27 protein-coding genes are annotated in these 23,348 nt (G+C 59.3%); 14 read left to right on the forward strand and 13 right to left on the reverse strand.

Translation table 11 applies throughout. From position 1 onward, the window contains the following. Window positions 1-180: 180 nt before the first annotated feature. The 4 genes from GTU76_RS05860 to GTU76_RS05875 all read right to left on the reverse strand — a co-directional run bounded on the left by GTU76_RS05860 (window position 181) and on the right by GTU76_RS05875 (window position 3,059). Window positions 181-1,083, reverse strand: coding sequence for an alpha/beta fold hydrolase (locus tag GTU76_RS05860; protein WP_180698245.1), 903 nt, complete (start codon window positions 1,081-1,083; stop codon window positions 181-183). Then, window positions 1,083-1,865: a class II aldolase/adducin family protein gene (locus tag GTU76_RS05865; protein WP_016987015.1), complete on the reverse strand. Its 783-nt coding sequence runs from the start codon at window positions 1,863-1,865 to the stop codon at window positions 1,083-1,085. The genes GTU76_RS05860 and GTU76_RS05865 overlap by 1 nt, the downstream gene beginning before the upstream one ends. 131 nt (window positions 1,866-1,996) lie before the next feature. Continuing rightward, window positions 1,997-2,683 (reverse strand): LrgB family protein, encoded by a 687-nt coding sequence (locus GTU76_RS05870; protein WP_134174650.1) that lies wholly within the window; start codon window positions 2,681-2,683, stop codon window positions 1,997-1,999. Then, on the reverse strand, window positions 2,673-3,059 hold the full coding sequence (locus tag GTU76_RS05875; protein WP_016987016.1) for a CidA/LrgA family protein: 387 nt from the start codon (window positions 3,057-3,059) through the stop codon (window positions 2,673-2,675). The genes GTU76_RS05870 and GTU76_RS05875 overlap by 11 nt, the downstream gene beginning before the upstream one ends. 95 nt (window positions 3,060-3,154) lie before the next feature. Here GTU76_RS05875 and GTU76_RS05880 point away from each other — a divergent pair, with 95 nt between their 5' ends. Further along, on the forward strand, window positions 3,155-4,042 hold the full coding sequence (locus tag GTU76_RS05880; protein WP_180698246.1) for a LysR family transcriptional regulator: 888 nt from the start codon (window positions 3,155-3,157) through the stop codon (window positions 4,040-4,042). Here GTU76_RS05880 and GTU76_RS05885 read toward each other — a convergent pair. Beyond that, on the reverse strand, window positions 4,032-4,487 hold the full coding sequence (locus GTU76_RS05885) for a flavodoxin (RefSeq protein WP_016987017.1): 456 nt from the start codon (window positions 4,485-4,487) through the stop codon (window positions 4,032-4,034). The genes GTU76_RS05880 and GTU76_RS05885 overlap by 11 nt on opposite strands. A 153-nt stretch (window positions 4,488-4,640) precedes the next feature. Here GTU76_RS05885 and GTU76_RS05890 point away from each other — a divergent pair, with 153 nt between their 5' ends. Both GTU76_RS05890 and GTU76_RS05895 read left to right on the forward strand, forming a co-directional pair. Beyond that, window positions 4,641-5,117 carry a PAS domain-containing protein gene (locus GTU76_RS05890; protein WP_016987018.1) on the forward strand — a complete coding sequence of 159 codons (477 nt, stop codon included), beginning with the start codon at window positions 4,641-4,643 and terminating at the stop codon, window positions 5,115-5,117. 54 nt (window positions 5,118-5,171) lie between these two features. Then, complete coding sequence (locus GTU76_RS05895) at window positions 5,172-5,777, forward strand: hypothetical protein (protein WP_016987019.1); 606 nt, start codon at window positions 5,172-5,174, stop codon at window positions 5,775-5,777. A gap of 3 nt (window positions 5,778-5,780) precedes the next feature. On the opposite strand, the gene GTU76_RS05900 is transcribed toward GTU76_RS05895, so the two are convergent. Beyond that, a complete protein-coding gene (locus tag GTU76_RS05900; protein WP_026000739.1) occupies window positions 5,781-6,740 on the reverse strand; it encodes a MerR family transcriptional regulator in 960 nt (319 codons plus the stop codon). Between the two features lie 213 nt (window positions 6,741-6,953). Here GTU76_RS05900 and GTU76_RS05905 point away from each other — a divergent pair, with 213 nt between their 5' ends. The 6 genes from GTU76_RS05905 (at window position 6,954) to GTU76_RS05930 (ending at window position 10,045) form a co-directional block, all read left to right on the forward strand. Next, window positions 6,954-7,520 carry an antibiotic biosynthesis monooxygenase gene (locus tag GTU76_RS05905; protein ID WP_180698247.1) on the forward strand — a complete coding sequence of 189 codons (567 nt, stop codon included), beginning with the start codon at window positions 6,954-6,956 and terminating at the stop codon, window positions 7,518-7,520. A gap of 133 nt (window positions 7,521-7,653) precedes the next feature. Continuing rightward, on the forward strand, window positions 7,654-8,364 hold the full coding sequence (folM, locus tag GTU76_RS05910) for a dihydromonapterin reductase (protein ID WP_016987023.1): 711 nt from the start codon (window positions 7,654-7,656) through the stop codon (window positions 8,362-8,364). A gap of 21 nt (window positions 8,365-8,385) precedes the next feature. Next, window positions 8,386-8,946 carry a GTP cyclohydrolase I FolE gene (gene folE, locus GTU76_RS05915; RefSeq protein ID WP_016987024.1) on the forward strand — a complete coding sequence of 187 codons (561 nt, stop codon included), beginning with the start codon at window positions 8,386-8,388 and terminating at the stop codon, window positions 8,944-8,946. Then, window positions 8,947-9,318 carry a dihydroneopterin triphosphate 2'-epimerase gene (gene folX, locus GTU76_RS05920; protein ID WP_016987025.1) on the forward strand — a complete coding sequence of 124 codons (372 nt, stop codon included), beginning with the start codon at window positions 8,947-8,949 and terminating at the stop codon, window positions 9,316-9,318. It abuts the gene before it with no gap. Window positions 9,319-9,417: 99 nt separating this feature from the next. Further along, complete coding sequence (locus tag GTU76_RS05925; protein WP_016987026.1) at window positions 9,418-9,714, forward strand: DUF1244 domain-containing protein; 297 nt, start codon at window positions 9,418-9,420, stop codon at window positions 9,712-9,714. Continuing rightward, on the forward strand, window positions 9,707-10,045 hold the full coding sequence (locus tag GTU76_RS05930; protein ID WP_016987027.1) for a HopJ type III effector protein: 339 nt from the start codon (window positions 9,707-9,709) through the stop codon (window positions 10,043-10,045). The genes GTU76_RS05925 and GTU76_RS05930 overlap by 8 nt, the downstream gene beginning before the upstream one ends. 182 nt (window positions 10,046-10,227) lie before the next feature. Here the strand turns inward: GTU76_RS05930 and trxB are convergent, their stop codons facing one another. Next, window positions 10,228-11,190, reverse strand: coding sequence for a thioredoxin-disulfide reductase (gene trxB / locus GTU76_RS05935; protein ID WP_016987028.1), 963 nt, complete (start codon window positions 11,188-11,190; stop codon window positions 10,228-10,230). Between the two features lie 311 nt (window positions 11,191-11,501). Here trxB and cysZ point away from each other — a divergent pair, with 311 nt between their 5' ends. Further along, complete coding sequence (cysZ, locus tag GTU76_RS05940) at window positions 11,502-12,254, forward strand: sulfate transporter CysZ (RefSeq protein WP_016987029.1); 753 nt, start codon at window positions 11,502-11,504, stop codon at window positions 12,252-12,254. 52 nt (window positions 12,255-12,306) lie between these two features. Further along, window positions 12,307-13,506 carry a glycosyltransferase family 4 protein gene (locus GTU76_RS05945; protein ID WP_180698248.1) on the forward strand — a complete coding sequence of 400 codons (1,200 nt, stop codon included), beginning with the start codon at window positions 12,307-12,309 and terminating at the stop codon, window positions 13,504-13,506. A 109-nt stretch (window positions 13,507-13,615) separates the two neighbouring features. Here GTU76_RS05945 and GTU76_RS05950 read toward each other — a convergent pair whose 3' ends face one another. From GTU76_RS05950 to GTU76_RS05960, 3 genes are all read right to left on the reverse strand, one after another. After that, window positions 13,616-14,719, reverse strand: coding sequence for an NADH:flavin oxidoreductase (locus tag GTU76_RS05950; protein WP_180698249.1), 1,104 nt, complete (start codon window positions 14,717-14,719; stop codon window positions 13,616-13,618). 157 nt (window positions 14,720-14,876) lie between these two features. Continuing rightward, window positions 14,877-15,359: a glutathione peroxidase gene (locus GTU76_RS05955; protein WP_016987032.1), complete on the reverse strand. Its 483-nt coding sequence runs from the start codon at window positions 15,357-15,359 to the stop codon at window positions 14,877-14,879. Between the two features lie 123 nt (window positions 15,360-15,482). Continuing rightward, a complete protein-coding gene (locus GTU76_RS05960; protein WP_056782966.1) occupies window positions 15,483-15,968 on the reverse strand; it encodes an FKBP-type peptidyl-prolyl cis-trans isomerase in 486 nt (161 codons plus the stop codon). On the opposite strand from GTU76_RS05960, the gene GTU76_RS05965 reads away from it, so the two are divergent. The 3 genes from GTU76_RS05965 to GTU76_RS05975 are packed head-to-tail and all read left to right on the forward strand — an operon-like array spanning window position 15,937 to window position 19,329. Then, on the forward strand, window positions 15,937-16,263 hold the full coding sequence (locus GTU76_RS05965; RefSeq protein WP_180698250.1) for a DUF3565 domain-containing protein: 327 nt from the start codon (window positions 15,937-15,939) through the stop codon (window positions 16,261-16,263). The two genes, GTU76_RS05960 and GTU76_RS05965, sit on opposite strands and share 32 nt — an antisense overlap. 60 nt (window positions 16,264-16,323) lie before the next feature. Then, window positions 16,324-18,423 (forward strand): phosphate acetyltransferase, encoded by a 2,100-nt coding sequence (gene pta, locus GTU76_RS05970; RefSeq protein WP_175555327.1) that lies wholly within the window; start codon window positions 16,324-16,326, stop codon window positions 18,421-18,423. Beyond that, window positions 18,424-19,329, forward strand: a complete 906-nt coding sequence (locus tag GTU76_RS05975) for an acyltransferase (RefSeq protein ID WP_016987034.1) — start codon at window positions 18,424-18,426, stop codon at window positions 19,327-19,329. Between the two features lie 171 nt (window positions 19,330-19,500). Here GTU76_RS05975 and cysN read toward each other — a convergent pair whose 3' ends face one another. The 3 genes from cysN to GTU76_RS05990 form a co-directional block, all read right to left on the reverse strand. Next, complete coding sequence (cysN, locus tag GTU76_RS05980) at window positions 19,501-21,399, reverse strand: sulfate adenylyltransferase subunit CysN (protein ID WP_016987035.1); 1,899 nt, start codon at window positions 21,397-21,399, stop codon at window positions 19,501-19,503. A gap of 9 nt (window positions 21,400-21,408) precedes the next feature. Beyond that, the gene (gene cysD / locus GTU76_RS05985; protein ID WP_008085033.1) at window positions 21,409-22,326 is read right to left on the reverse strand and encodes a sulfate adenylyltransferase subunit CysD; all 918 of its coding nucleotides are present in this window, start codon (window positions 22,324-22,326) and stop codon (window positions 21,409-21,411) included. Between the two features lie 249 nt (window positions 22,327-22,575). Further along, the gene (locus tag GTU76_RS05990) at window positions 22,576-23,334 is read right to left on the reverse strand and encodes a Nif3-like dinuclear metal center hexameric protein (RefSeq protein ID WP_016987036.1); all 759 of its coding nucleotides are present in this window, start codon (window positions 23,332-23,334) and stop codon (window positions 22,576-22,578) included. Window positions 23,335-23,348: the final 14 nt, after the last annotated feature.

Raw genomic sequence — 23,348 nt, forward strand, 5'->3', positions numbered from 1 at the left:
CCAGCAGGCCAGTAGTGATCCCGAGTGTCAGGCAGACAGCTTTTGGTCACAATGAATACGGCTGAGGCTGAATGGTGTGCGATAAGGTTGGGGGATAGTGAAGATCAAAAGATCGCAGCCTGCGGCAGCTCCTACATTAGATTTGTGTAGGAGCTGCCGCAGGCTGCGATCTTTTGATTTTCAGGAGCAGGCGACTTTGCGCGGCGGCAGCACAAAACGCTCACGAAACGCTAGGTAGTGCTTGAGCACCTGCACTGGCGCCTCGGTCTGTGGATAGTGACCGATGCCCGGCAACAACACCGTGTCCGCGTCGGGAATCAATTCGCGGTAACGCTCGACCATGTGCGCCCCGGAAATCGGATCGACCTCGCCATCGATCACCCGCAACGGAATTTCACCGCGCTGCATCGCCATCACCCAGCGATCACGCTGCACGCGGCGTTCGGGAATGTAGCTGATCAACTTGTGCATGATCCGTGGCCCGCGATTGCTGTCGACCAGGCTCCAGAAATCGTCCAGCTCACTTTCAGTCGGCCGGGTCTGCGGGCCGAAGATCTGCCGGAAACTTTTCACCAGCGCATCGCGCGTGAACGCGCGGCCAATCATCCAGCCCAGCGGACTAAGCAGCAGTTTCTGCATCAGCACCGGACGGTGGGTTTCCGGGAACAATCCGCCGTTGAGAAACACACAACTGGCCACTTCGATCTGGTCTTCGTAGTGCCGGGCGAGCAGTTCCTGCGCAACGCTGTCACCGTAATCGTGCGCAAGCACATGCACCGGTTGCTCGACCTGCAAATGCGCGAGCAAGGCTTGCTGCAGGTCAGCCTGCTCCAGCAGGCTGTAGGTGTGATTGAGCGGCTTGGCCGAATCGCCAAAGCCGAGCATGTCGCAAGCAATCACTCGATATCGCTGGGCCAGCGGCTGCCACAGGTAATGCCAATCCCAACTGGCGGTCGGGAAGCCATGGATCAGCAGCAACGGCTCACCCTGCCCCGCTGTCCAGTAACGAATCGGCTGGCCACGAAAGACGAACGTCTGGCTGCGTTTGCGCCAGACACACAGAGGAATCTCGGCAAGAGGCATTAGAGTTTATATCCGGGGTCTTGTTTATCGAGTTTGCGCAGCAGCGCCGGCCAGGCCAGCGCACCACCCATGCCTCGAGCACTTTTAGTGACGCCGGCGATCATCGCTTTGGCGCCGGCCAGAATTTGCGGTTCGATGGCGATGAGTTCAGCCCCGCCGGTTTGCGCCATGACCTGAATGTCGCAGGCGCGCTGGAAGGTGAACATCATCAGAAAAGTGTCGGCGATGGTGCCGCCACAGGTCAGCAGACCGTGGTTGTGCAGCATCAGGAAATTGCTCTCGCCGAGGTCGGCCTGCAAACGGGCCTTTTCTTCGTGGTTCAGCGCCACGCCTTCATAGGCGTGATACGCCAGGCTCGACAGCACGAACAGCGATTGCTGGCTGATCGGCAACACGCCCTGCTTTTGCGCCGACACTGCGACACCGGAAGCGGTGTGCGTATGCAGCACACAAACCACGTCGTGTCGCACTTCGTGTACGGCGCTGTGAATGGTGTAGCCGGCGGGGTTGATCTCGTACGGACTGTCCATGAGCTTGTTGCCGGCCTGATCGACCTTCACCAGGCTAGAGGCGGTGATCTCATGAAACATTAGACCGAACGGGTTGATCAGGAAGTCTTCGGTGCCCGGCACCTTGGCGGAAATATGGGTGAAGATCAGATCGTCCCAGCCATGCAGCGCGACCAGACGATAACAGGCGGCGAGATCGACACGGGTCTGCCACTCGGCGGCGCTGACCTGGTCTTTGACATTAAGGGACGATTGGACGGGGGCTACGCTCACTGTATGCACCTCTGCGTTCTTATTGTTCTGCACGTGTGAGCAGTCTAGTCAGGCGCAGAGGATCACGTAGTTGCATTGGCAGCCAGCTTGATGACTGATCGAGTCAGCAATGCAAACAGCTTGGATCCATGTCAAAGCAACGACGCCAACAACGGTGCAGCGAATAGATTCAGCAAACCGGTAAGCACCATCACCAGCCCGGCGACTGAGCCTTCTTCCCCGCCCACTTCATGGGCCCGGCTGACCCCGGCACCGTGCGCGCCAACCCCGAACAGCGCACCGCGGGCCAAGGCACTGCGTAGCGGCAACCACTTCAACAACACGCCGCCGAGCATCGCGCCAAACACACCGGTGAACATCACGAAGACTGCCGTCAATTCCGGCACACCGCCGAGATTTTGCGCCAGCGGCATAGCGAATGGCGTGGTGATCGAGCGCGGCACCAGTGACATCGTCACCGAGCTGTCGAGCGCCAGCGCCTTGGCCAATCCGAAGGACGTGCCGATCGACGCTGCGCTGCCGGCAATCATCCCCAGCAGGAGTGCCGACCAGTGCCGCATCAACAAACGGCGTTGCTGCCAGATCGGCACGGCGAAAGCCACGGTGACCGGGCCGAGCACCAGCATCAGCCAGTGGGTGTTGCTGGAATATTCGGCATAGGCGGTGTGCAGCGGCACGGCGAGCGCCAGCAGCAACGCCGGCACCAGAATCAACGGTGACAAGACGTAGCGTCCGGTGCGCCGATACAACCAGCGGCTGAACAGATACGCCAACAGGGTGAAAGCCAGCCAAAACATCGGCATCCATTCAAGCTTCATGGGAACGCCTCATGCGCACCGCAAGCTCGACGGTGAACGCCGTGACCAACATCACCATCAAGGTGCTGGCGGCGATCACCAACAGAATCCGCCAGCCGTCATTGCGCAACAGCGCGCCGTAGTCGAGCAGACTCATCAGCGCCGGAATAAAGAACAACAACATCTCGGCCATCAGCAGTCCCGCGCCCAATTGCAGCGCTGCCGGTTTGACCCATCCAAAGGCAAATGCCAGCAGCAACAGCGCCATACCGATGACGCCGCCGGGGATTGGCCACGCCAGCCAGGCCGCCAGTTGGCAGCCGAACAGGTAGAGACCGAGCAACACGGCGAGTTCGACGACTAAACGAGAAAGGTACTTGAGGGGGACGACGTTCATGATTTTGCTCCTGACATGCGCTTATTTTACGAAGCGCACAGCCATCTCCGAAGCGAATTGTTAGACTCAAAGCCATTCCAAAACGGAATCAGGTAATGGAATTCAAACAGCTGCGAAGTTTTGTCGAAGTCATGCATCAGGGCGGTTTCACCCAGGCCGCAAAAACCCTGCATATCAGTCAATCAGCGGTCAGCAAACAGATCGCGCAACTGGAGCAGAGCCTCGGCACGCCATTGCTTGAACGGCTCGGTTCGCAATTGCGCCTGACCGCCGCTGGCAGCGTCGTGCTGCAACGGGCCGAGGGCATGCTGCGGTTGCGCAACGAGTTGCTCGCGGAACTGGACGACCTCAGTCATATGGCCCGAGGAGAGCTGCGACTCGGCTTGCCACTACTCGGCAGCGACGCGCTGTTCGCCGGACTGTTTGCCGAATACCGGCGGCGCTATCCGAATATCAGCGTGCAATTGCTGGAGGGCGGCAGTCGCAATATCGAGCAGGCAGTGTTGAGCGGGGAACTGGAATTGGGCGGCAGTCTGTTGCCAAAGGATCCGCAATTCGACTGTCAGCTGTTTTGCGATGAGCCACTCGACGCCCTGCTGCCGGTGGATCATCCGCTGGCCGAGCGGGGTGAGATCGGTCTGCAAGAATTGGCCGAGACGCCCTTTCTGCTCTATCAGCGCAGCTTCGTACTCAACGACCGCTTGCTGCAGGCGTGCCAGCAACTGGGCTTTACCCCGCAGGAAGGTGGACGCAGCGGGCAGGCCGATTTTCTTGCGGCGCTGGTGGCCGCCGGGCAAGGCGTGGTGCTGTTGCCCAGCGTGGTCGCACGGGGCCTGGTAAGGCCAGGCGTGGTCCGCCTGACCTTGCGCGCGCCGGATTATCTGCGTTGGGATATCGCCTTCATCTGGCGTCGCGGCGCGTATCTGTCGAAAGCGGCGCAGGCATGGCTGGCGCTGTTGCGCGAGCGCGGAATCAGCCCTTGAGCGCGTCGATAAACTGTACCAGCCAAGGCTCGGCATCGGTTTCCGGGGTGACGCTTTCGCTGGCGTCGATGCGCAGCATCTCTTGCACTTCGCGCACGCCGAGTTCGCCGAACAGTTCACGCATTTGCTCGCCACCGCCGCAGAAGGTGTCGCCATAACTGGCGTCGCCCAGGGCAATCACTGCACCCGGCAAACCGAGCAGTTGCGCTGGCAGCTGGTCGCGAATCGCCGAATACAGCGGTTGCAGGTTGTCGGGCAATTCGCCCATGCCGGTGGTCGAGGTCACCGCGAGCAACGCTTCGGGGCCGAACGCCTGGATGTCGGCGAGGTTGGCGCGCGAGTTGTAGAAGGTTTCAATGCCAGCGTCTTTCAACAGGTTCTGGGCGTGGCGGGCGACTTCTTCGGCGGTGCCGTAGACCGAACCGGAGAGGATGGCGACTTTCATCAATCTGATCCTGAAACTGGAAAAAAGAGCGGCGATAGTAACAGCCTCCAGCGCAAAGCTGCGATTGGATCTCAATTGGCGGTAATGGCCAGTAGACAGCGCCTACGGTTCTTCTAGAATGCGTGCCACTGACAACTCTGAAAGGATTCAAAGATGATCAACGCCAGCCTGCTGCAAATGGTAATCAACGCGTCGAACGACGGGATCGTGGTCGCCGAAAAGGAAGGTGAACAGAACGATATCCTGATCTATGTGAACCCGGCCTTTGAACGACTGACCGGCTACACCAGCGAGGAAATCCTCTATCAGGACTGCCGCTTTCTGCAGTCTGGAGACCGAGATCAGGACAGCCTGAAACTGATTCGCGAGACGCTGGATAACGGCGGATCGTGCCGGGAAATCCTGCGCAACTATCGCAAGGACGGCACACCGTTCTGGAATGAACTGTCGCTTTCAACGGTGAAAAACGCCGATGACGGGCAGACTTATTTCGTTGGCGTGCAGAAGGACGTCACCGTTCAGGTCAAGGCTCAGCAGCGCGTGGCGCAGCTTGAAGCTCAAGTCGCAGCCCTTGAAGCAGAACTGGCTGCACTGAAAGCGACAAACGGTCAAAACAAAATCGCGAACTAAGTGTCATTAACTACAATCACCAATGACTTTGTAACTATATCTTTCGAGTTAGCCATGCAGCGCGACGCCTTACTCACTCAGGATGAGCTGGATTTCATCCAGACCATGCAGCACAACCCGCAATTGAACGTGCGGGATGCGACGTCGAGTCTGCTGGTTAACGGCGGTTCGCAGATTCGTGATTTGCTCACGCGGCTGGCCGCTCACGAGCAGGTGACCATTCAGGCCAACTTCGAAAATCAACAAATGACCTTCCCGCTGCATCTGGTGGAAGACGAGTTTCACGCGTTGCATCTGCGCCTCGGCGTGCCGAGCATTTATGAGGACGGCCCGATGGTGCGGCCATGGCGATTGACTCTCGAAGAGCCAGTAGCCCTGGAGAACGCCAAAGGTCAGCCGGGCACGTTGTGGGTCCACGAGGTTTCGCACAAGGGTGTGCTATTGGAAGTGCGCAACAAGACCAAACCACCCAAGCACTTCGCGCTGTGGTTCAGCCCTTCGGGATACGAACGGATTTCATTGCGCGGCAATTTCGAACGGGAAACCGAAAGTGGTTTCTATGCCTACGAACTGAGCCAGACCGACACCGACGAAACCGAGCGTCTGCGCCAGTTCATCCTGCAGCAACATCGCCTGACGCATCCTGCGCTTCACACCTGAGGTTCAGGTATCCAGCTTCCCGGCCATAAATTGCAGCATGCGCTGACGCATGTTCGCCCCTTCATTGCCCAGACACGCTACAGAAGATCCGGCCAGGCTGTCCTGCGCCAGATCTGAAGCGTTGCCCGCCAGCATCAACTGACAATCGAGACTCAATGCCAGCCGGTTCAGACGTCGTGGCAATTCGGCGCTGGGCGCGTGATTGGAAAACAGGACGAGTGCATCAGGTTTGATTTTTTCGCAAACCAACGTCAGCTCATCGAACGGCTGACCGGTGGTCAGCACTCGAACACCAGAATTGCTGTCGCTGAGAAACAGCGCCGCCACCAGCAACTCCAGCTCTCGACATTGCCCGGCCAGCGCGCTGACGATCACCCGGCGCGGTTGCGTGCCGCGCAGCATGACAATCCGTTGCAACACCCGCGCCCGCAGGAATCCATCGAAGAACAGCCACTCGCTGGTTTGCCCGAACGCCTCCTGGCGCTGCAACAATTGCAGCCACAGCGGCATCAGGATGTCCTGAAACACCACCGGCAATGAGTAAGAAGAGAAAATCTGACCATATACACGGTCCAGTTGCTGATCATCGAATGCGCTGACCGCCTGCTGGATCTGTTCCTGCCATTGCAGATAATCAGCCTGCACCAGATCATCGGAGATGATGTGCGCCAGCACTTTCTTCGGTTCGGTCTTGGCGAGGATCTTGCCGACTTTGCTCACGGCTACACCGCGATCAATCCAGTCAACAATGCTGCGCACGCGCTCGATATCGGTCATCGAATAGAGCCGATGCCCACTTTCGGTGCGTGTCGGCTGAATCAAACCATAGCGCCGCTCCCATGCGCGCAAGGTCACCGGGTTTACACCGGTAAGGCGTGCGACCTCACGGATCGGGAACAGATCAGCGCGCTCGAGCGCAACAGAGGCCTGCGTAGCGGGGCTTGCGTCCGTGATGACAGGCATATGGCGTTCAACTTCCATGTCGGTTCAATTGGATCCCATTCTAACGCTTATGCCCTAATTGGGTTCAAGTGGTGAAATGCGACGAAAGTCGCTGGTTTAATCGTGAAAAACCGGAATAATCCTTGCTTGTTGAAAAACGCAGGCCTCTACCCCAGCCCTGCGTCAGGCGAAACTCCTACCCGGAGCGACGCACTCGAAATACGGAGATACAAAATGTCTACTTCCCCCGTCACGCTGATGGTTGCCCGTCGCGTCGCTGATGGCCGCTATCAAGACTTGATCGCCTGGCTGCGCGAAGGCGAACAACTGGCTACAGATTTCCCCGGCTACCTGGGTTCTGGTGTGCTCGCTCCGCCACCCGGCGATAACGAATTCCAGATCATTTTTCGCTTTGTCGATGAGCAAACCCTGCATGCGTGGGAACATTCGGCATCACGCACCGCGTGGTTGAGTCGAGGCAGCGATCTGTTTGCCCATCCGAAAGAGCATCGGGTCAGCGGTATCGAGGGCTGGTTCGGCGCCGTCGGCCAACGTCCACCGCGCTGGAAACAGGCCGTTGCGATCTGGCTGGCGTTTTTTCCGGTGTCACTGTTGTTCAACTTTGTCTTCGGCCCGTTGCTCGCTGACATGAGTTTGTTGCCGCGCGTATTGATCAGCACGGCGTGCCTGACGCCGCTGATGGTTTACTTCTTTATTCCGCTGTCGACGCGCTTGCTGGCGAACTGGCTGAACAGCACCCCGGTGCGCCTGCCTGTTTCGGCGACACCTCAGAAACATTAAAGATCGCAGCCTCGTTGCAATCGACAGCTCCTACAGGACTGAACACAGACCAGGGTAGGAGCTGCCGCAGGCTGCAATCTTTTCAGGCTCGTCGCTGTTATAGTTTTTGCTCCCACCGCGATGCGAGCCGTTCATGCCTGATTCCTCAGCCCCGATCCTCATCACCGGTGCCGGCCAGCGTGTCGGTCTGCATTGCGCGCAGCGGTTGCTCGAAGAAGGCTATCGCGTCATCTTCACCTACCGTAGCGAACGCCCCGGCGTGCAGACACTACGCGATCTGGGCGCGACTGGCCTGTTCGCCGATTTTTCCAGCGAAGCCGGGATTCTTGCCTTCATCAAGGAACTGAAAACCCACACCGAGAGCCTGCGCGCCATCGTGCACAATGCCTCCGAATGGCTGGCCGAAACCCCGGGCAGCGAAGCCGAAGCGTTCACGGGCATGTTCAATCTGCACATGCTTGCGCCGTACCTGATCAACCTGCACTGCGGTGAACTGCTAAAGCACTCGACGCCCGCCGACATCATCCATATCAGCGACGATGTCACCCGCAAAGGCAGCAGCAAGCACATCGGTTATTGCGCCAGCAAAGCCGGGCTCGACAGTCTGACGCTGTCCTTCGCCGCCCGCTATGCGCCGGCCATCAAGGTCAACGGCATCGCCCCGGCCCTGCTATTGTTCAATCCTGACGACGACGCGGCATACCGCGCCAAGGCGCTGGCCAAGTCTGCGCTGGGCATCGAACCCGGCAGCGAAGTGATCTATCAGAGCCTGCGCTATCTGCTCGACAACCCTTATGTCACCGGTACGACCCTGACCGTCAACGGCGGAAGGCACGTCAAATAACACCTGCCTGCGAGGCTGCCCATGAGCCGCTCACTGCCCGAGAACTACCGCGAAATCCTCATCGGCCTCGGTGAAGACCCTGACCGTGAAGGACTGCGCGACACCCCGGTACGCGCGGCCAAGGCCATGCAATACCTGTGTCACGGCTATGAACAGAACGTCGACGAGATCGTCAATGGCGCGCTGTTTGCCTCGGACAGCGACGAGATGATCATCGTCGCCGACATCGAGTTGTACTCTTTGTGCGAACATCACCTGCTGCCCTTCATCGGCAAGGCTCATGTGGCTTATATTCCGACGGGCAAGGTGTTGGGCCTGTCGAAAATAGCGCGTCTGGTGGACATGTTCGCCCGGCGCCTGCAGATTCAGGAAAACCTCACCCGGCAAATCGCCGATGCGGTGCAACAGGTCACCGATGCTGCCGGCGTCGCCGTGGTCATTGAGGCCAGACACATGTGCATGATGATGCGCGGTGTCGAAAAACAGAATTCGACCATGAACACCTCGGTCATGCTCGGCGCCTTTCGCGAGTCGAGCAACACCCGCCAGGAGTTCCTGCAATTGATTGGACGGAGCAAATAAATGTCACAACTTCAGCCGGGAATGGCGCGCATCCGGGTCAAGGATCTGCGCTTGCGCACCTTTATCGGGATTAACGAGGAAGAGATCCTCAACAAGCAGGATGTGCTGATCAACCTGACCATTCTGTATGCCGCGCAGGAAGCGGTGCGTGACAACGACATCGACCACGCGCTGAATTACCGCACCATCACTAAATCGATCATCGCCCACGTCGAGGGCAATCGCTTTGCGCTGCTCGAACGCCTGACTCAGGAATTGCTCGATCTGGTGATGAGCAACGGTTCGGTGCTGTACGCCGAAGTCGAAGTCGACAAGCCGCATGCGCTGCGTTTTGCCGAGTCGGTGTCGATCACGCTCGCGGCTAGCCGCTGAGCTTCAAGCTTCGAGCTGCAAGCGGTAAGCTAACGGCCGACCCCGATCCAATCTTGCAGCTTGAAGCTTGCCGCTCGAAGCTGTCTCGCAGAGACTTTTATGACTGATCAACAACGCCTCGAACTCGAAGCCGCTGCCTTCCGCCGGCTGGTCGCGCACCTGGACAGCCGCAAGGACGTGCAGAACATCGACCTGATGAACCTCGCCGGGTTCTGCCGCAACTGCCTGTCGAAGTGGTACAAGGCCGAAGCCGACGAGCGCCAGATCGAGGTCAGCCTCGATGACGCCCGCGAAGTGGTTTACGGCATGCCGTACGCCGAGTGGAAAGCCCAATATCAGCAAGAAGCCAACGCCGACCAGCAAGCGGCGTTCGCCAAAGGAAAAACCCATGAGTGACCTGAACACCCTGCGCGCCCGCCTCAACAGCGGCGAACACGCTTTCGCCGACACTCTGGCGTTCATTGCCGCCGGTTACGACTATCAACCGCAGGCGTTCAACAATGGCGGCGTGGAAAACGCCGCCGGACAGAACGAAGGCTCGTGCAAGACCTTGGGTCTGGCGCTGCTGGAAGGTCTGAGCGATGAAGAAGCGCTGCTGGCGTTTGGTGAGCATTACCGCTCGGTGGTGGCGACGCCTGAGGGCAGCGATCACGGCAACATTCGTGCGTTGATCAAGCACGGCCTGGCCGGCGTGAAATTTACCGCCCAACCCCTGACTCGCCGCTGATCCCTACAGCCCCCCCCTGTGGGAGCGAGCTTGCTCGCGAATACGGACTGACATTCAACATTAATGTCGACTGACAAGCCGCTTTCGCGAGCAAGCTCGCTCCCACAGAGTTATGCGGCGTGGCTGAACCTGCGGGCACAAAAAAACCGGCCAATATGGCCGGTTTTTTTATGCCTGCGATCTTAGAACGAAGCGTTCTGCAGACCGTCCAGGTAACGCTCGGTGTCCAGTGCGGCCATGCAGCCGGCGCCTGCCGAGGTGATGGCTTGACGGTAAACGTGGTCAGCCACGTCACCGGCGGCGAAGATACCTTCGACGCTGGTCGCAGTGGCGTTGCCATCACGGCCGCCTTGCACCACCAGATAACCGTCTTTCAGGGTCAGTTGGCCTTCGAACAGCGAAGTGTTCGGGGTGTGGCCGATGGCGATGAACACGCCGTCGACGGTGATTTCGTCGAAGCTGCCGTCGTTGTTCTTCAGACGCGCACCGGTCACGCCCATGTTGTCGCCCAGCACTTCGTCGAGGTTGGCGTTCAACTTGAGGATGATCTTGCCTTCAGCGACGCGAGCGTTGAGCTTGTCGATCAGGATCTTTTCGGCGCGGAAGGTTTCGCGACGGTGGATCAGCGTCACGGTGCTGGCGATGTTGGCCAGGTACAGTGCCTCTTCAACCGCGGTGTTGCCACCACCGACCACAGCTACCGGTTTGTTGCGGTAGAAGAAACCGTCACAGGTTGCGCAGGCGGAAACGCCTTTACCCATGAACGCTTCTTCCGACGGCAGGCCCAGGTAACGAGCGCTGGCGCCAGTAGCGATGATCAGGGCGTCACAGGTGTAGGTCGCGCTATCGCCAGTCAAGGAGTACGGCTTGGAAGCGAAGTCCACAGCGTTGATGTGGTCGAAGACGATCTCGGTTTCAAAACGCTCGGCGTGTTCACGCATGCGCTCCATCAGCACCGGGCCCGTCAGACCGTGGACGTCGCCCGGCCAGTTGTCGACTTCAGTGGTGGTGGTCAGTTGACCGCCGGCCTGCATGCCGGTGATCAGCAGTGGCTTGAGGTTGGCACGGGCCGCGTATACCGCAGCGCTGTAACCGGCAGGGCCGGAACCGAGAATAATCACTCGCGAATGACGGACTTCAGACATGACCTGCTCCTGTTGACCGGGCCGAAAAACAGGCCCGGATCGCCGGACTGCCGGCGGGAATAAAAAAGGACCGTGGAAAACCTTGGGGAAGGCTTGAGCTCGACAGTCCTGTAAAAAGTTGGGTGCAGCGTATCGAGGGGGGCAAGATTAAGGAAATACGGTTTAACAATCCAGCTCATAGGTGGTCTCTATGCCGACACACTGACGAGATGGACGTCTTTGTTACAGTGAATGTCGATCGCTCTGCCGCGCTTTCGCAGCCCTTGCAAAGTCGGTAAGGTCGGCGCGTTTTCCCTTGCTCGGAGCACCTTATGCCCGCCCCTGTTCTGTCTGGCCCGCAATACCTGCGCGAAGGCCTGAAACTGGTCCTAAGCCCCGGCTTGCGCCTGTTCGTGTTGTTGCCGCTGGCGATCAACCTGGTGCTGTTCGTCGGATTGATCTATCTGGCCGGCCACCAGTTCAGCCTGTGGGTCGATACGCTGATGCCATCGCTGCCCGACTGGCTGAGTTTTCTCAGCTACATCCTCTGGCCGTTGTTTGTAGTGCTGGTGGCGCTGATGGTGTTTTTCACCTTCACCATGCTCGCCAACGTGATCGCCGCACCGTTCAACGGCTTCCTCGCGGAAAAAGTCGAAGTGGTAGTGCGCGGCACTGATGATTTCCCGGCGTTCAGCTGGGGCGAGTTGATCGCCATGGTCCCGCGCACCCTTGCACGGGAAATGCGCAAACTGGGCTACTTCCTGCCGCGCGCCATCGGCCTGTTCATTCTCTCGTTCATCCCGGTGGTGAACATCATCGCCGCGCCGCTGTGGCTGCTGTTCGGCGTATGGATGATGGCAATCCAGTACATCGACTACCCGGCGGACAACCACAAACTGGGCTGGAACGAGATGCTCGCCTGGCTGCGCCAGAAGCGCTGGCAGAGCATGAGTTTTGGCGGGATCGTCTATCTGGTGCTGCTGATTCCGGTGGTCAACATCCTGATGATGCCGGCCGCAGTGGCCGGGGCAACGTTGTTCTGGGTGCGTGAGCGTGGCGCCGAGAATCTGGTAACGCAACGCTAGGCCGCTGACCAGGCGCGTCACAAATCCATCATCCGAACGTCACAAGCACGACATGGCCTCAGCCGACACTGAGGCCATGACGACAGCTCTGCATATCACCCTGATCAGCGAAACCTTCCCACCGGAAATCAACGGCGTGGCCAATACGCTTGGCCGCTTGTGCGATGGGCTGCGCGCGCGCGGCCACCAGGTCGAACTGGTGCGCCCGCGGCAGGCTGGCGATCCGCAGCGCAGTGAAGATGAAGCGCTGCTGTTGTGTCGGGGCTGGCCGTTGCCGGGGTATCCGGGGCTGCAATGGGGCCAGTCGTCGATGCATAAACTGCTGCGGCGCTGGAAGCGTCAGCGCCCGGATGTGCTGTACATCGCCACGGAAGGCCCGCTCGGGTTGTCGGCGCTGCGGGCGGCGCGGCGTCTGGGGATTTCAGTGGTCAGCGGGTTTCACACCAACTTTCAGCAGTACACCAGCCAATACGGCCTGGGTCTGCTGACACGGATGCTCACGCATTATCTGCGTTGGTTCCACAACCGTTCGGCCATGACGTTGGTGCCGAGTGTCAGCCAACGCCTGGAACTGGAGCGGCGGCATTTCGAGCGGTTGGCGCTGTTGTCTCGAGGCGTGGACAGCCAATTGTTTCATCCGAGCAAGCGGATGAATGCCTTGCGTGAGCAATGGGGTCTGTCCGAGCGCGATATTGCCGTGATTCATGTCGGACGCCTCGCGCCGGAGAAGAACCTTGGGCTGCTCAAACGCTGCTTCGAAGAGTTGCGTGACACTTATCCACAGCGCAATCTGAAGCTGATCGTGGTGGGTGACGGGCCGCAACGGCTGGCGCTGGAAAAGGATTTGCCCGAAGCGATCTTCTGCGGTGCACAGCGCGGTGAAGCGTTGGCGGCGCACTATGCGTCCGGCGATATATTTCTGTTTCCAAGCCTGACCGAAACCTTCGGCAATGTGGTGCTGGAGGCGTTGGCTTCCGGGCTCGGGGTGGTGGCTTACGATCAGGCTGCGGCGGCGCAGCACATTCGCCATGGTTACAACGGCGTGTTGGCGATGCCTGGTGATGAGCAAGCCTTTTGCGAGGCGGCGGCGTGGTTGCTGGAAGAGGATGAGCGGTTGCGCTGTGTGCGCCTGAATGCGCGGCAACATGCTAGTCGCCAAGGCTGGCCGGCGGTTATCGAGCAGTTTGAAAAGCATTTGCGTGGAGCTTGTTTGGGGGAGCAGGTGGTGCCGAATGCGCAGACATTGCCTTGAGTTCAGGCGACTTGGAGAACGCCATCGCGAGCAGGCTCACTCCTACAGGGGAAATGCATTCCAATTGTAGGAGTGAGCCTGCTCGCGATGGCGTCAGTACAGTCGCTGGTTAAACCAGCGTCATCAACGCCTCACGGCTGAACGGCAGAATATCCTGCTCACGCCCTCCGCGGACTTTCTGCGCCCAGTCCGGATCGACCAGCAGCGCGCGCCCCACCGCGACCAGATCGAATTCCTCTTTGTTCAGACGCTCCAGCAGGTTTTCCAGACTGGCCGGTTGCGCGACCTTGTCGGTGTTGACCATGAACTGCAGGAACTCGCCATCCAGACCGACGCTGCCAACGGTGATGGTCGGCTTGCCGGTGAGTTTGCGTGTCCAGCCCGCGAGGTTCAGTTCGGAGCCGTCAAACTCCGGCTCCCAGAAACGCCGCGTCGAGCAGTGGAAAATATCCACACCGGCGTCAGACAACGGCTTGAGGAATTCGCCCAGCGCTTGCGGAGTTTGCACCAGACGTGCGGTGTAATCCTGCTGCTTCCACTGCGAGAAACGGAAGATGATCGGGAAACCTTCGCCGACCGCAGCACGTATGGCTTGAATCAGCTCGATGGCGAAACGCGAACGGTTAGCCAGGCTGCCGCCGTATTCGTCGCTGCGCTGGTTGCTGCCTTCCCAGAAGAACTGGTCAATCAGATACCCGTGTGCGCCATGGATTTCCACGCCGTCCATGCCGATGCTTTGTGCATCCTTGGCGGCCTGGGCGAACGCAGCGATCACGTCCTGAATGTCTTGTCTGGACATGCCGTGCACCACGACCTGACCGTCCTTGAGTTTTTCCGACGGGCCGTAAGCCGGCACGCTGGCGTCCGGCTCGGTGCCGATGCGGCGTACGCTGCCCACGTGCCACAGTTGCGGAACGATCTTGCCGCCCTCAGCGTGAACGGCGTCGACGACTTTCTTCCAGCCGGCCAATGGCGCGTCTCCGAAGAACTGCGGCACGTTCGGGTAGCCGTTGGAGGCAACGTGGCCGACGGTGGTGCCTTCAGTGATGATCAGGCCCACACCGGCGGCAGCGCGACGGCGGTAGTATTCGATGACTTTCGAATTAGGCACGCCGCCCGGGGAAAACGAGCGGGTCATTGGTGCCATGACCACGCGGGTCGGCAGTTCGAGGGCACCGAGATGGAACGGTTTGAACAAGGCTTGAACGGGCATCGAAAGGCTCCACGAAAACGTTATCGACAGGGCATAAAATCATATGACGGCGATAATATGCGTGAACACGTCGGCGCGATAGCATTATTGATATGAATGATTAAGGTTCAAAAGGCAGGCAAAAAAATCGTCGCTCGAAGGCGACGATTTTCGTATTTCAGCTCAGCGCTTTTTCAATCGCATGAACAATGGTCGGATCATCCGGCGCCGTGCGCGGCGAGAACCGGGCCAGCACACGGCCGTCTTTGCCGAGCAGGAACTTCTCGAAATTCCAGGTGATATCACCGGGAAACTCCGCGCCCTCGCCTGCCAGCAGGCGGTAGAGCTGGTGACGATCATGACCGTTGACTTCGAGCTTGCTCGACAACGGAAACGTCACGCCATAGTTGAGGCTGCAGAAATCCTGAATTTCCTTTTCAGAACCGGGTTCCTGGCCGGCAAACTGGTTGCACGGCAGGCCCAATACACTGAAGCCTTTGCCTTTGAATTGCTGATAGAGGTTTTCCAGCGCCGCGTACTGAGGCGTCAAGCCGCACTTGGAGGCGACGTTGACCACCAGCACGACTTGGCCCTTGAACGGCGCCAGCGGTAGCTCCTGACCATCCAGGGCTGTCAACTTAAGGTCGTGAAAAGCACTCATGACGAACTCCAGGATTCCGATGTTCTACTCGAAACAGCCACTTGGCGAGGTCACCAAGGACAGCCGCGGACTAAAAAGGCGCCCGCAGGCGCCTCTCCAGTACTCGAAGCTTAGCGCAGAAAATCAGTGGTGATGGCCACCTTCGCCATGGACGTGGCCATGAGCGATTTCTTCCTGGCTGGCGTCACGGATGTCAACGATCTTCACTTTGAAGTTCAGGCGCTGACCGGCCAGTGGGTGGTTGCCGTCGACTGTTACGTCGTCGCCGTCGAGGTCACGGATGGTGACGATCTGCATCTGGCCGTCCGGCGCCGAAGCGTGGAACTGCATGCCGACTTCCAGCTCGTCAACGCCTTCGAACATGCTGCGGCTCAGGGTGCTGACCAGCTCAGCAGCGTATTCACCGTAAGCGTCTTCCGGCTCAACGGCAACTTCCAGCTCGTCACCAACAGCTTTGCCTTCCAGAGCTTTTTCCAGGCCCGGGATGATGTTGCCTGCGCCTTGCAGGTAGACCAGCGGAGCGCCGCCGGCGGAGCTGTCGATGACCTCACCAGCGTCGTTGGTCAGGGTATAGTCGATGGAGACAGCCTTATTGGCGGCGATCAGCATGGGGCGAGACCTTTTGCATAAGAATATAGAAAGGCCAAGTTTAGCGAAGCAATCGCGCGAAAGCGAACACAACCCGGACAAACGGGTTTCGACGATCACCGGCTTCCATCAGGACGAAGACCACCACTGGGTGGCCGAGCTTTCCTGTGGCCACACCCAACACCTGCGCCATCAACCGCCATGGCAATCGCGCGCCTGGGTGCTGGACCCGGCGCAACGTATTGAAAAAATAGGCCAACCCTTTGCCTGCGGTTGGTGCGCACAAGGCTCGGTTAGCGATAACCTTGGCGAATGAATTTCGGTAGGTCGTCAGCTATAGGCGATCGCCATTGCCATGCAACTTTAGAGAATTCGCATGCAAACTTTTTTTATCGCGCCCACCGATTTTGGCGTGGGTCTGACCTCCATCAGCCTCGGGTTGGTGCGCACGCTTGAGCGAGCCGGGCTGAAAGTCGGCTTCTTCAAACCGATCGCGCAGCCGCATCCGGGTGACACCGGCCCTGAGCGTTCGACCGAACTGGTCGCCCGCACCCATGGCCTGAAACCGCCGCAACCGCTGGGCCTGGCCCACGTTGAACGGATGCTCGGCGACGGTCAGCTCGATGAACTGCTCGAAGAAATCATCACGCTGTATCAGCAAGCGGCCATCGGCAAAGACGTGCTGGTGGTCGAAGGCATGGTGCCGACCCGCAGCGCCAGTTACGCCGCGCGGGTCAACCTGCACCTGGCCAAGAGCCTCGATGCCGAGGTGATTCTGGTCTCGGCGCCGGAAAACGAAGTGCTTGCCGAGCTGTCCGGTCGCGTCGAATTGCAGGCGCAATTGTTCGGCGGTCCGAAGGATCCGAAAGTCCTCGGCGTAATCCTCAACAAGGTCAAGACCGACGAGAGCATGGACGCCTTCGCCACGCGTCTGAAAGAGCATTCGCCGTTGCTGCGCAGCGGTGATTTCCGCTTGCTCGGTTGCATCCCGTTCCAACCCGAACTCAACGCACCACGCACCCGCGACGTCGCCGACCTGATGGGCGCGCAAGTGCTCAATGCCGGTGACTACGAAACCCGGCGCATGACCAAAATCATTATCTGCGCGCGGACCATGCGCAACACCGTCGAGCTGCTCAAGCCTGGTGTGTTGGTGGTGACGCCGGGGGATCGCGACGACATCATCCTCGCCGTCAGCCTCGCGGCGATCAACGGCGTGCCGCTGGCCGGCCTGCTGCTGACCAGCGACACCCTGCCCGATCCGCGCATCATGGATCTGTGCCGGGGCGCGTTGCAGGCCGGTTTGCCGGTGCTGTCAGTGAGCACCGGTTCCTACGACACCGCTAACCTGCTCAATGGCCTGAACAAGGAAATCCCGATCGACGATCGTGAGCGCGCGGAGATCATCACCGATTTCGTCGCCAGCCATCTCGACGCCAAATGGCTGCACCAGCGCTGCGGCACGCCGCGGGAAATGCGCCTGTCGCCGGCGGTGTTCCGCTATCAGTTGATCCAGCGCGCGCAAGCGGCGAACAAGCGCATCGTCCTGCCCGAAGGCAGCGAGCCATTCACCGTGCAAGCGGCGGCGATCTGCCAGGAACGCGGGATTGCCCGTTGCGTGTTATTGGCCAAACCGGAAGACGTCGAAGCCGTCGCCCGCGCCCAAGGCATTGTGTTGCCGCCGGGCCTGGAGATTCTTGATCCGGACCTGATCCGCGAGCGCTACGTCGAACCGATGGTGGCCCTGCGCAAAAGCAAAAGCCTCAACGCGCCGATGGCCGAACAGCAACTGGAAGACACCGTGGTGATTGGCACCATGATGCTCGCACTGGATGAAGTCGACGGACTGGTTTCCGGCGTGATCAACACCACCGCCAACACCATCCGCCCGGCTCTGCAACTGATCAAAACCGCGCCGGGCTGCACGCTGGTGTCGTCGGTGTTCTTCATGCTGTTCCCGGAAGAAGTGCTGGTGTACGGCGACTGCGTGATGAACCCGCACCCGAGCGCCACCGAGCTGGCCGAGATTGCCCTGCAAAGCGCCGACTCGGCAGCGGCCTTCGGCATCACCCCGCGCGTGGCGATGATCAGTTACTCCAGTGGCGAATCGGCCACCGGAGAGGAAGTAGAGAAAGTGCGCGAAGCCACCCTGCTCGCCCACGAACAACAGCACTCGCTGCTGATCGACGGCCCGCTGCAATACGACGCCGCGGCCAACGCCGAAGTCGCCCGGCAACTTGCGCCGAACAGTCAGGTGGCCGGTCGCGCCACGGTGTTTGTGTTCCCCGACCTGAACACCGGCAACACCACGCACAAAGCCGTACAACGCAGTGCCGATTGCGTCAGCCTCGGGCCGATGCTGCAAGGCCTGCGCAAACCGGTGAATGACTTGCCGCGCGGCGCGCAAGTCGATGACATCGTCTACACCATCGCCCTCACCGCAATTCAAGCCGCCAACCGACCTATGGATGTGTAAATGCTGGACTTTCTCCCTGCACCGTTGCGCGGCGTGATCGCCTCGCTGCTGTTGGCACTCAATACGATTCTGCTGTGCTCGTTTCTGTTCTGCGTGGCGCTGATCAAAGTGCTGCCGTTCGACTTTGCCCGGCGTGCCTCACTGTGGCTGATGAGCCACACCCACGAAGCGTGGATCAGCAACAACAAGGGCTGGATGAATCTGGTTCGGCGTACACGCTGGCACCTCAGCGGCCTGCAAGGACTCGATTACCAACACTCGTACCTGATCACCAGCAACCACCAGAGCTGGGTCGATATTCTGGTGCTGCAATATGTACTCAATCGGCGGATTCAACCGCTGAAATTCTTCCTCAAGCAGGAGCTGATCTGGGTGCCGGTGATTGGTCTGGCCTGGTGGGCGCTGGGCTTTCCGTTCATGAAGCGTTACTCCAAGGCGTACCTGGCCAAGCACCCCGAGAAGAAAGGCAAAGACCTGGAAACCACGCGCAAAACCTGCGCGAAGTTTCGCAATAATCCGGTGGGGATTTTCAACTTCGTCGAGGGCACACGCTTTACCGAAGGCAAGCATGCGCAGCAACAGTCGCCGTTCAAATACCTGCTCAAGCCCAAGGCTGGCGGCATTGCCTTTGTGCTGGATGCAATGGGCGAACAGCTGGAGTCGATCGTCAACGTGACGATTCACTACCCGGCCGGGCGTCCGGGGTTCTGGGATTTGCTCTGCGGCAATGTGCGCGATGTGGTGGTGCATTTTGAAGAGCTGAAGATTCCGCAGCAGTTCATTGGCAAGAATTACGATCAGGACGGCGAGTATCGCCTGCAGTTCCAGGGCTGGATCAATCAGCTGTGGCTGGACAAGGATGCGCTGCTGGAACAGATGCACCGCGAATTTCCAGCCAGACACTGATCCCTTGTAGGAGTGAGCCTGCTCGCGATAGCGGTGGATCAGCCACCAACAATGTTGAATGACACACCGCTATCGCGAGCAGGCTCACTCCTACAATTGACCGAGTTGGCCACAAATAAAAAGCCCGCCGATGATTGCTCATCGGCGGGCTTTATATTTGGTAGCTAACGCTTAGATCGCGCCACGCTGACGCAGCAGATCCAGCACTTGCTTGACGCTGTCTTCCAGACTCAGTGTCTGTGTGTCGATCACCAGATCGGCATTCAGCGGCACGTCGTACGGGAAGGATTCGCCCGGGATGTTGTCGCCACCGGCGGCATACAGGCCTTGCGGGTCACGCTCGGCGCATACGGCCGGCGAGGCCTGGACGTAGACGGTCAGCAGACGATCCTTGCCGATCAGGTCCTTGGCCTGTTCACGCCCTTCAGCGCTTGGCGCAACGAACGAAGCCAACGTCAGCAGACCCGCTTCGTTGAACTGACGCGCCACGTGCGCGGCACGACGCCAATTCTCGGTGCGACCGGCGCGATCCTGTGGCAGGCCTTTGTTCAGGTCCTGACGCAGGTTCTGGCCATCCAGCACAAACACCGCACGGCCCATGTCGAACAGTTTGCGCTCGACCGCATAAGCCAGCGTACTTTTGCCCGCGCCCGACAGGCCGCTGAACAGCACGGTCGCCGGTTGCTGGCCGAAGCGCTGAGCACGTTCTTCAGTGGCCACGTGCGCCAGTTTGCCGTGGTGCGTGGCAGTGCCATGCGACACAGGCTGGGCGACGATCATACCGGCGCCAACAGTGCCGTTGGTCAAACGGTCGATGATGATGAACGCGCCGGTGGTGCGGTTGCTCTCGTAACCGTCGAGGGCGATCGGCGCGTCGAGCGCAATCTTCACCTTGCCGATTTCGTTGAGCTGCAATGCGCTCGCCGGGCCTTCTTCCAACGTGTTCACGTCGACCTTGTTAACGATGCTGGCAATCGAGCCCGGCACGTAACTGGTGGCGCGTTTGATGTCGTATTTTTTGCCCGGCAGCATCGGCTCTTCAGCCATCCACACCAGCATCGCTTCGAAGCTGTCGGTGACCGGCGGCACGTTGTCGGCATGCACCAACAGATCGCCACGGGAGATGTCGATTTCGTCCTCCATGGTCAGCGTCACAGCCTGACCTGGACCGGCGTGCTCCAGTTCACCTTCGAAAGTGACGATGGATTTCACCCGGCTGCTCTTGCCCGACGGCAGCACCACGACTTCGTCGCCCTTGTGCACGATGCCGCTGGCCAGCGTGCCGGCGAAGCCACGGAAGTTCAGGTTCGGACGGTTGACGTACTGCACCGGGAAACGCAGATCGGTGAAGTTGCGGTCGCCCGCCACTTCCACGGTTTCGAGAATCTCCATCAGCGACTGGCCGGTGTACCACGGCGAGCGCTCGGACTTGTTCACCACGTTGTCGCCCTTCAGGGCAGACATCGGCACGAAGTGCATGCTGGTCGGCTTCATCTTCAAGCCTTCGGCGAACTTCAGGTAGTCAGCCTTGATCGACTCGAACACGCCTTCATCGAAGTCCTTGAGGTCCATCTTGTTGATGGCGACAACGATGTGTTTGATCCCCAGCAGGGACGCGATGAAGCTGTGGCGACGGGTCTGGGTCTGCACGCCGTAACGGGCGTCGACCAGAATGATCGCCAGGTCACAGGTGGACGCACCGGTGGCCATGTTGCGGGTGTACTGCTCATGGCCAGGCGTATCGGCGATGATGAATTTGCGCTTGGCGGTGGAGAAATAGCGGTAGGCGACATCGATGGTGATGCCCTGCTCACGCTCGGCCTGCAGGCCGTCGACCAGCAATGCCAGGTCGATGTCGTCACCGGTGGTGCCGACTTTCTTCGAGTCGCGGGTGATCGCTTCGAGATGATCTTCGTAGATCATTTTCGAGTCGTGCAGCAGACGCCCGATCAGGGTGCTCTTGCCGTCATCGACGTTACCGCAGGTCAAAAAGCGCAGCAGTTCTTTACGTTCGTGCTGGCCCAGGTAGGCGAGGATGTCCTCGCTGATCAAATCAGATACGTGCGACATGACAGCCCCTTAGAAATAGCCTTGACGTTTTTTATCTTCCATCGAGCCGGCGCCATCGTGGTCGATGACTCGGCCCTGGCGCTCGGAAGTTCGCGTCAGGAGCATTTCCTGGATGATGTCCGTCAGCGTTTCGGCCTCGGACTCCACCGCGCCCGTCAACGGGTAGCAGCCAAGGGTACGGAAACGCACTTTCTTTTTGACGATGCGTGCCTTGTCCTCATCGGACAGGTGCTCGAGGATGCGCTCGTCGTCGATCATGATCAGCGTGCCGTTCTTCTCGATCACTTCGCGTTCAGCGGCGAAGTACAGCGGCACAATCGGGATGCCTTCGAGGTAGATGTACTGCCAGATGTCCAGTTCGGTCCAGTTCGACAACGGGAACACACGAATGGACTCGCCCTTGTTGACCTTGCCGTTGTAGACGTTCCACAGCTCCGGACGCTGGTTTTTCGGATCCCAGCGGTGCTTGCTGTCGCGGAACGAGTACACGCGCTCTTTGGCACGGGATTTCTCTTCATCGCGACGGGCGCCGCCGAACGCTGCGTCGAAACCATGCTTGTCGAGTGCCTGCTTCAGGCCCTCGGTTTTCATGATGTCGGTGTGCTTGGCGCTGCCGTGGGTGAACGGGTTGATGTTCTGCGCCACGCCATCGGGGTTGATGTGGGTGATCAGGTCCAGGCCCAGTTCTTCGACCATCTTGTCGCGGAACTTGTACATCTCCTGGAATTTCCAGCGGGTGTCGACGTGCATCACCGGAAACGGCAGTTTGCCCGGGAAGAACGCCTTGCGTGCCAGGTGCAGCATCACGGCGGAGTCTTTACCGATGGAGTACAGCATCACCGGGTTATCGAACTCGGCGGCCACCTCGCGGATGATGTGGATGCTTTCCGCCTCCAGCTGTTTCAGATGCGTCAGTTTGTCGACCATGGCTACTCACGAAAACTTTCTTATGAACGGCCAGCGGGCCGTGTTCGAGCGGGGAATCCTAGCACAGCGACCTATTCTAATCAGGACGCCAACTAGATCGAAAGGGCATATGAATATGCCTGCCAGTTCGGCCGATGGGGATCAATGTGGAAGCGAGCTTGCTCGCGAAAGCGGTGTGCCATTCAACAATGATGGCGACTGATATGGCCTCTTCGCGAGCAAGCTCGCTCCCACAGGGTTTGGGTGAATTCAGATCGGATTCGGGCAATCGATGAAGATGTGTTCGACGGCGAAACGTTTTGCCAGGTAGTCGCCCAGCGCCTGCACGCCATAGCGTTCGGTGGCGTGGTGGCCGGCGGCGACAAAGCTGATGTCGTTCTCGCGAGCGCTGTGGAAGGTTTGCTCGGACGCTTCACCGCTCAGGTACAGATCGACGCCGGCAGCGATGGCCTGATCGATATAGCCCTGACCGCCGCCGGTGCACCAGCCAACCCGACGAATCATCGGATTACCTTCAATCAGCAACGGTTCGCGGCCCATGACTTCTTGCACCTTGCGGGCGAAATCGCGGGCGGTCAGCGGTTCTTTCAGCGAACCGACCAGACCGACGATTTTCAGATTATCCGGATCCAGTGGCCCTTCTACGGTGATATCCAACTGCCGCGCCAGCTGCACGTTATTGCCAACGTCCGGGTGCAGATCCAGCGGCAAGTGGTAGGCGAGCAAACTGATGTCGTGCTTGAGCAGCGTCTTCAGACGGCGCTGCTTCATGCCGGTGATGCACGGGTTTTCACCCTTCCAGAAGTAGCCGTGGTGCACCAACACCAGATCGGCTTCTGCCTCGACGGCTGCGTCCAGTAATGCCTGACTGGCGGTGACACCGCTGACAATGCGCATCACTTGCGGCCGGCCTTCGACCTGCAAGCCGTTAGGGCAATAATCGGCAATTTTCGCACTGCCAAGGTAACGGTCGGCTTCTTCGACGAGGGTGCTGAGGGCAACGGCCATGAAAGACTCCTAAA

The organism is Pseudomonas crudilactis, assembly GCF_013433315.1.
GTDB lineage: Bacteria > Pseudomonadota > Gammaproteobacteria > Pseudomonadales > Pseudomonadaceae > Aquipseudomonas > Aquipseudomonas crudilactis.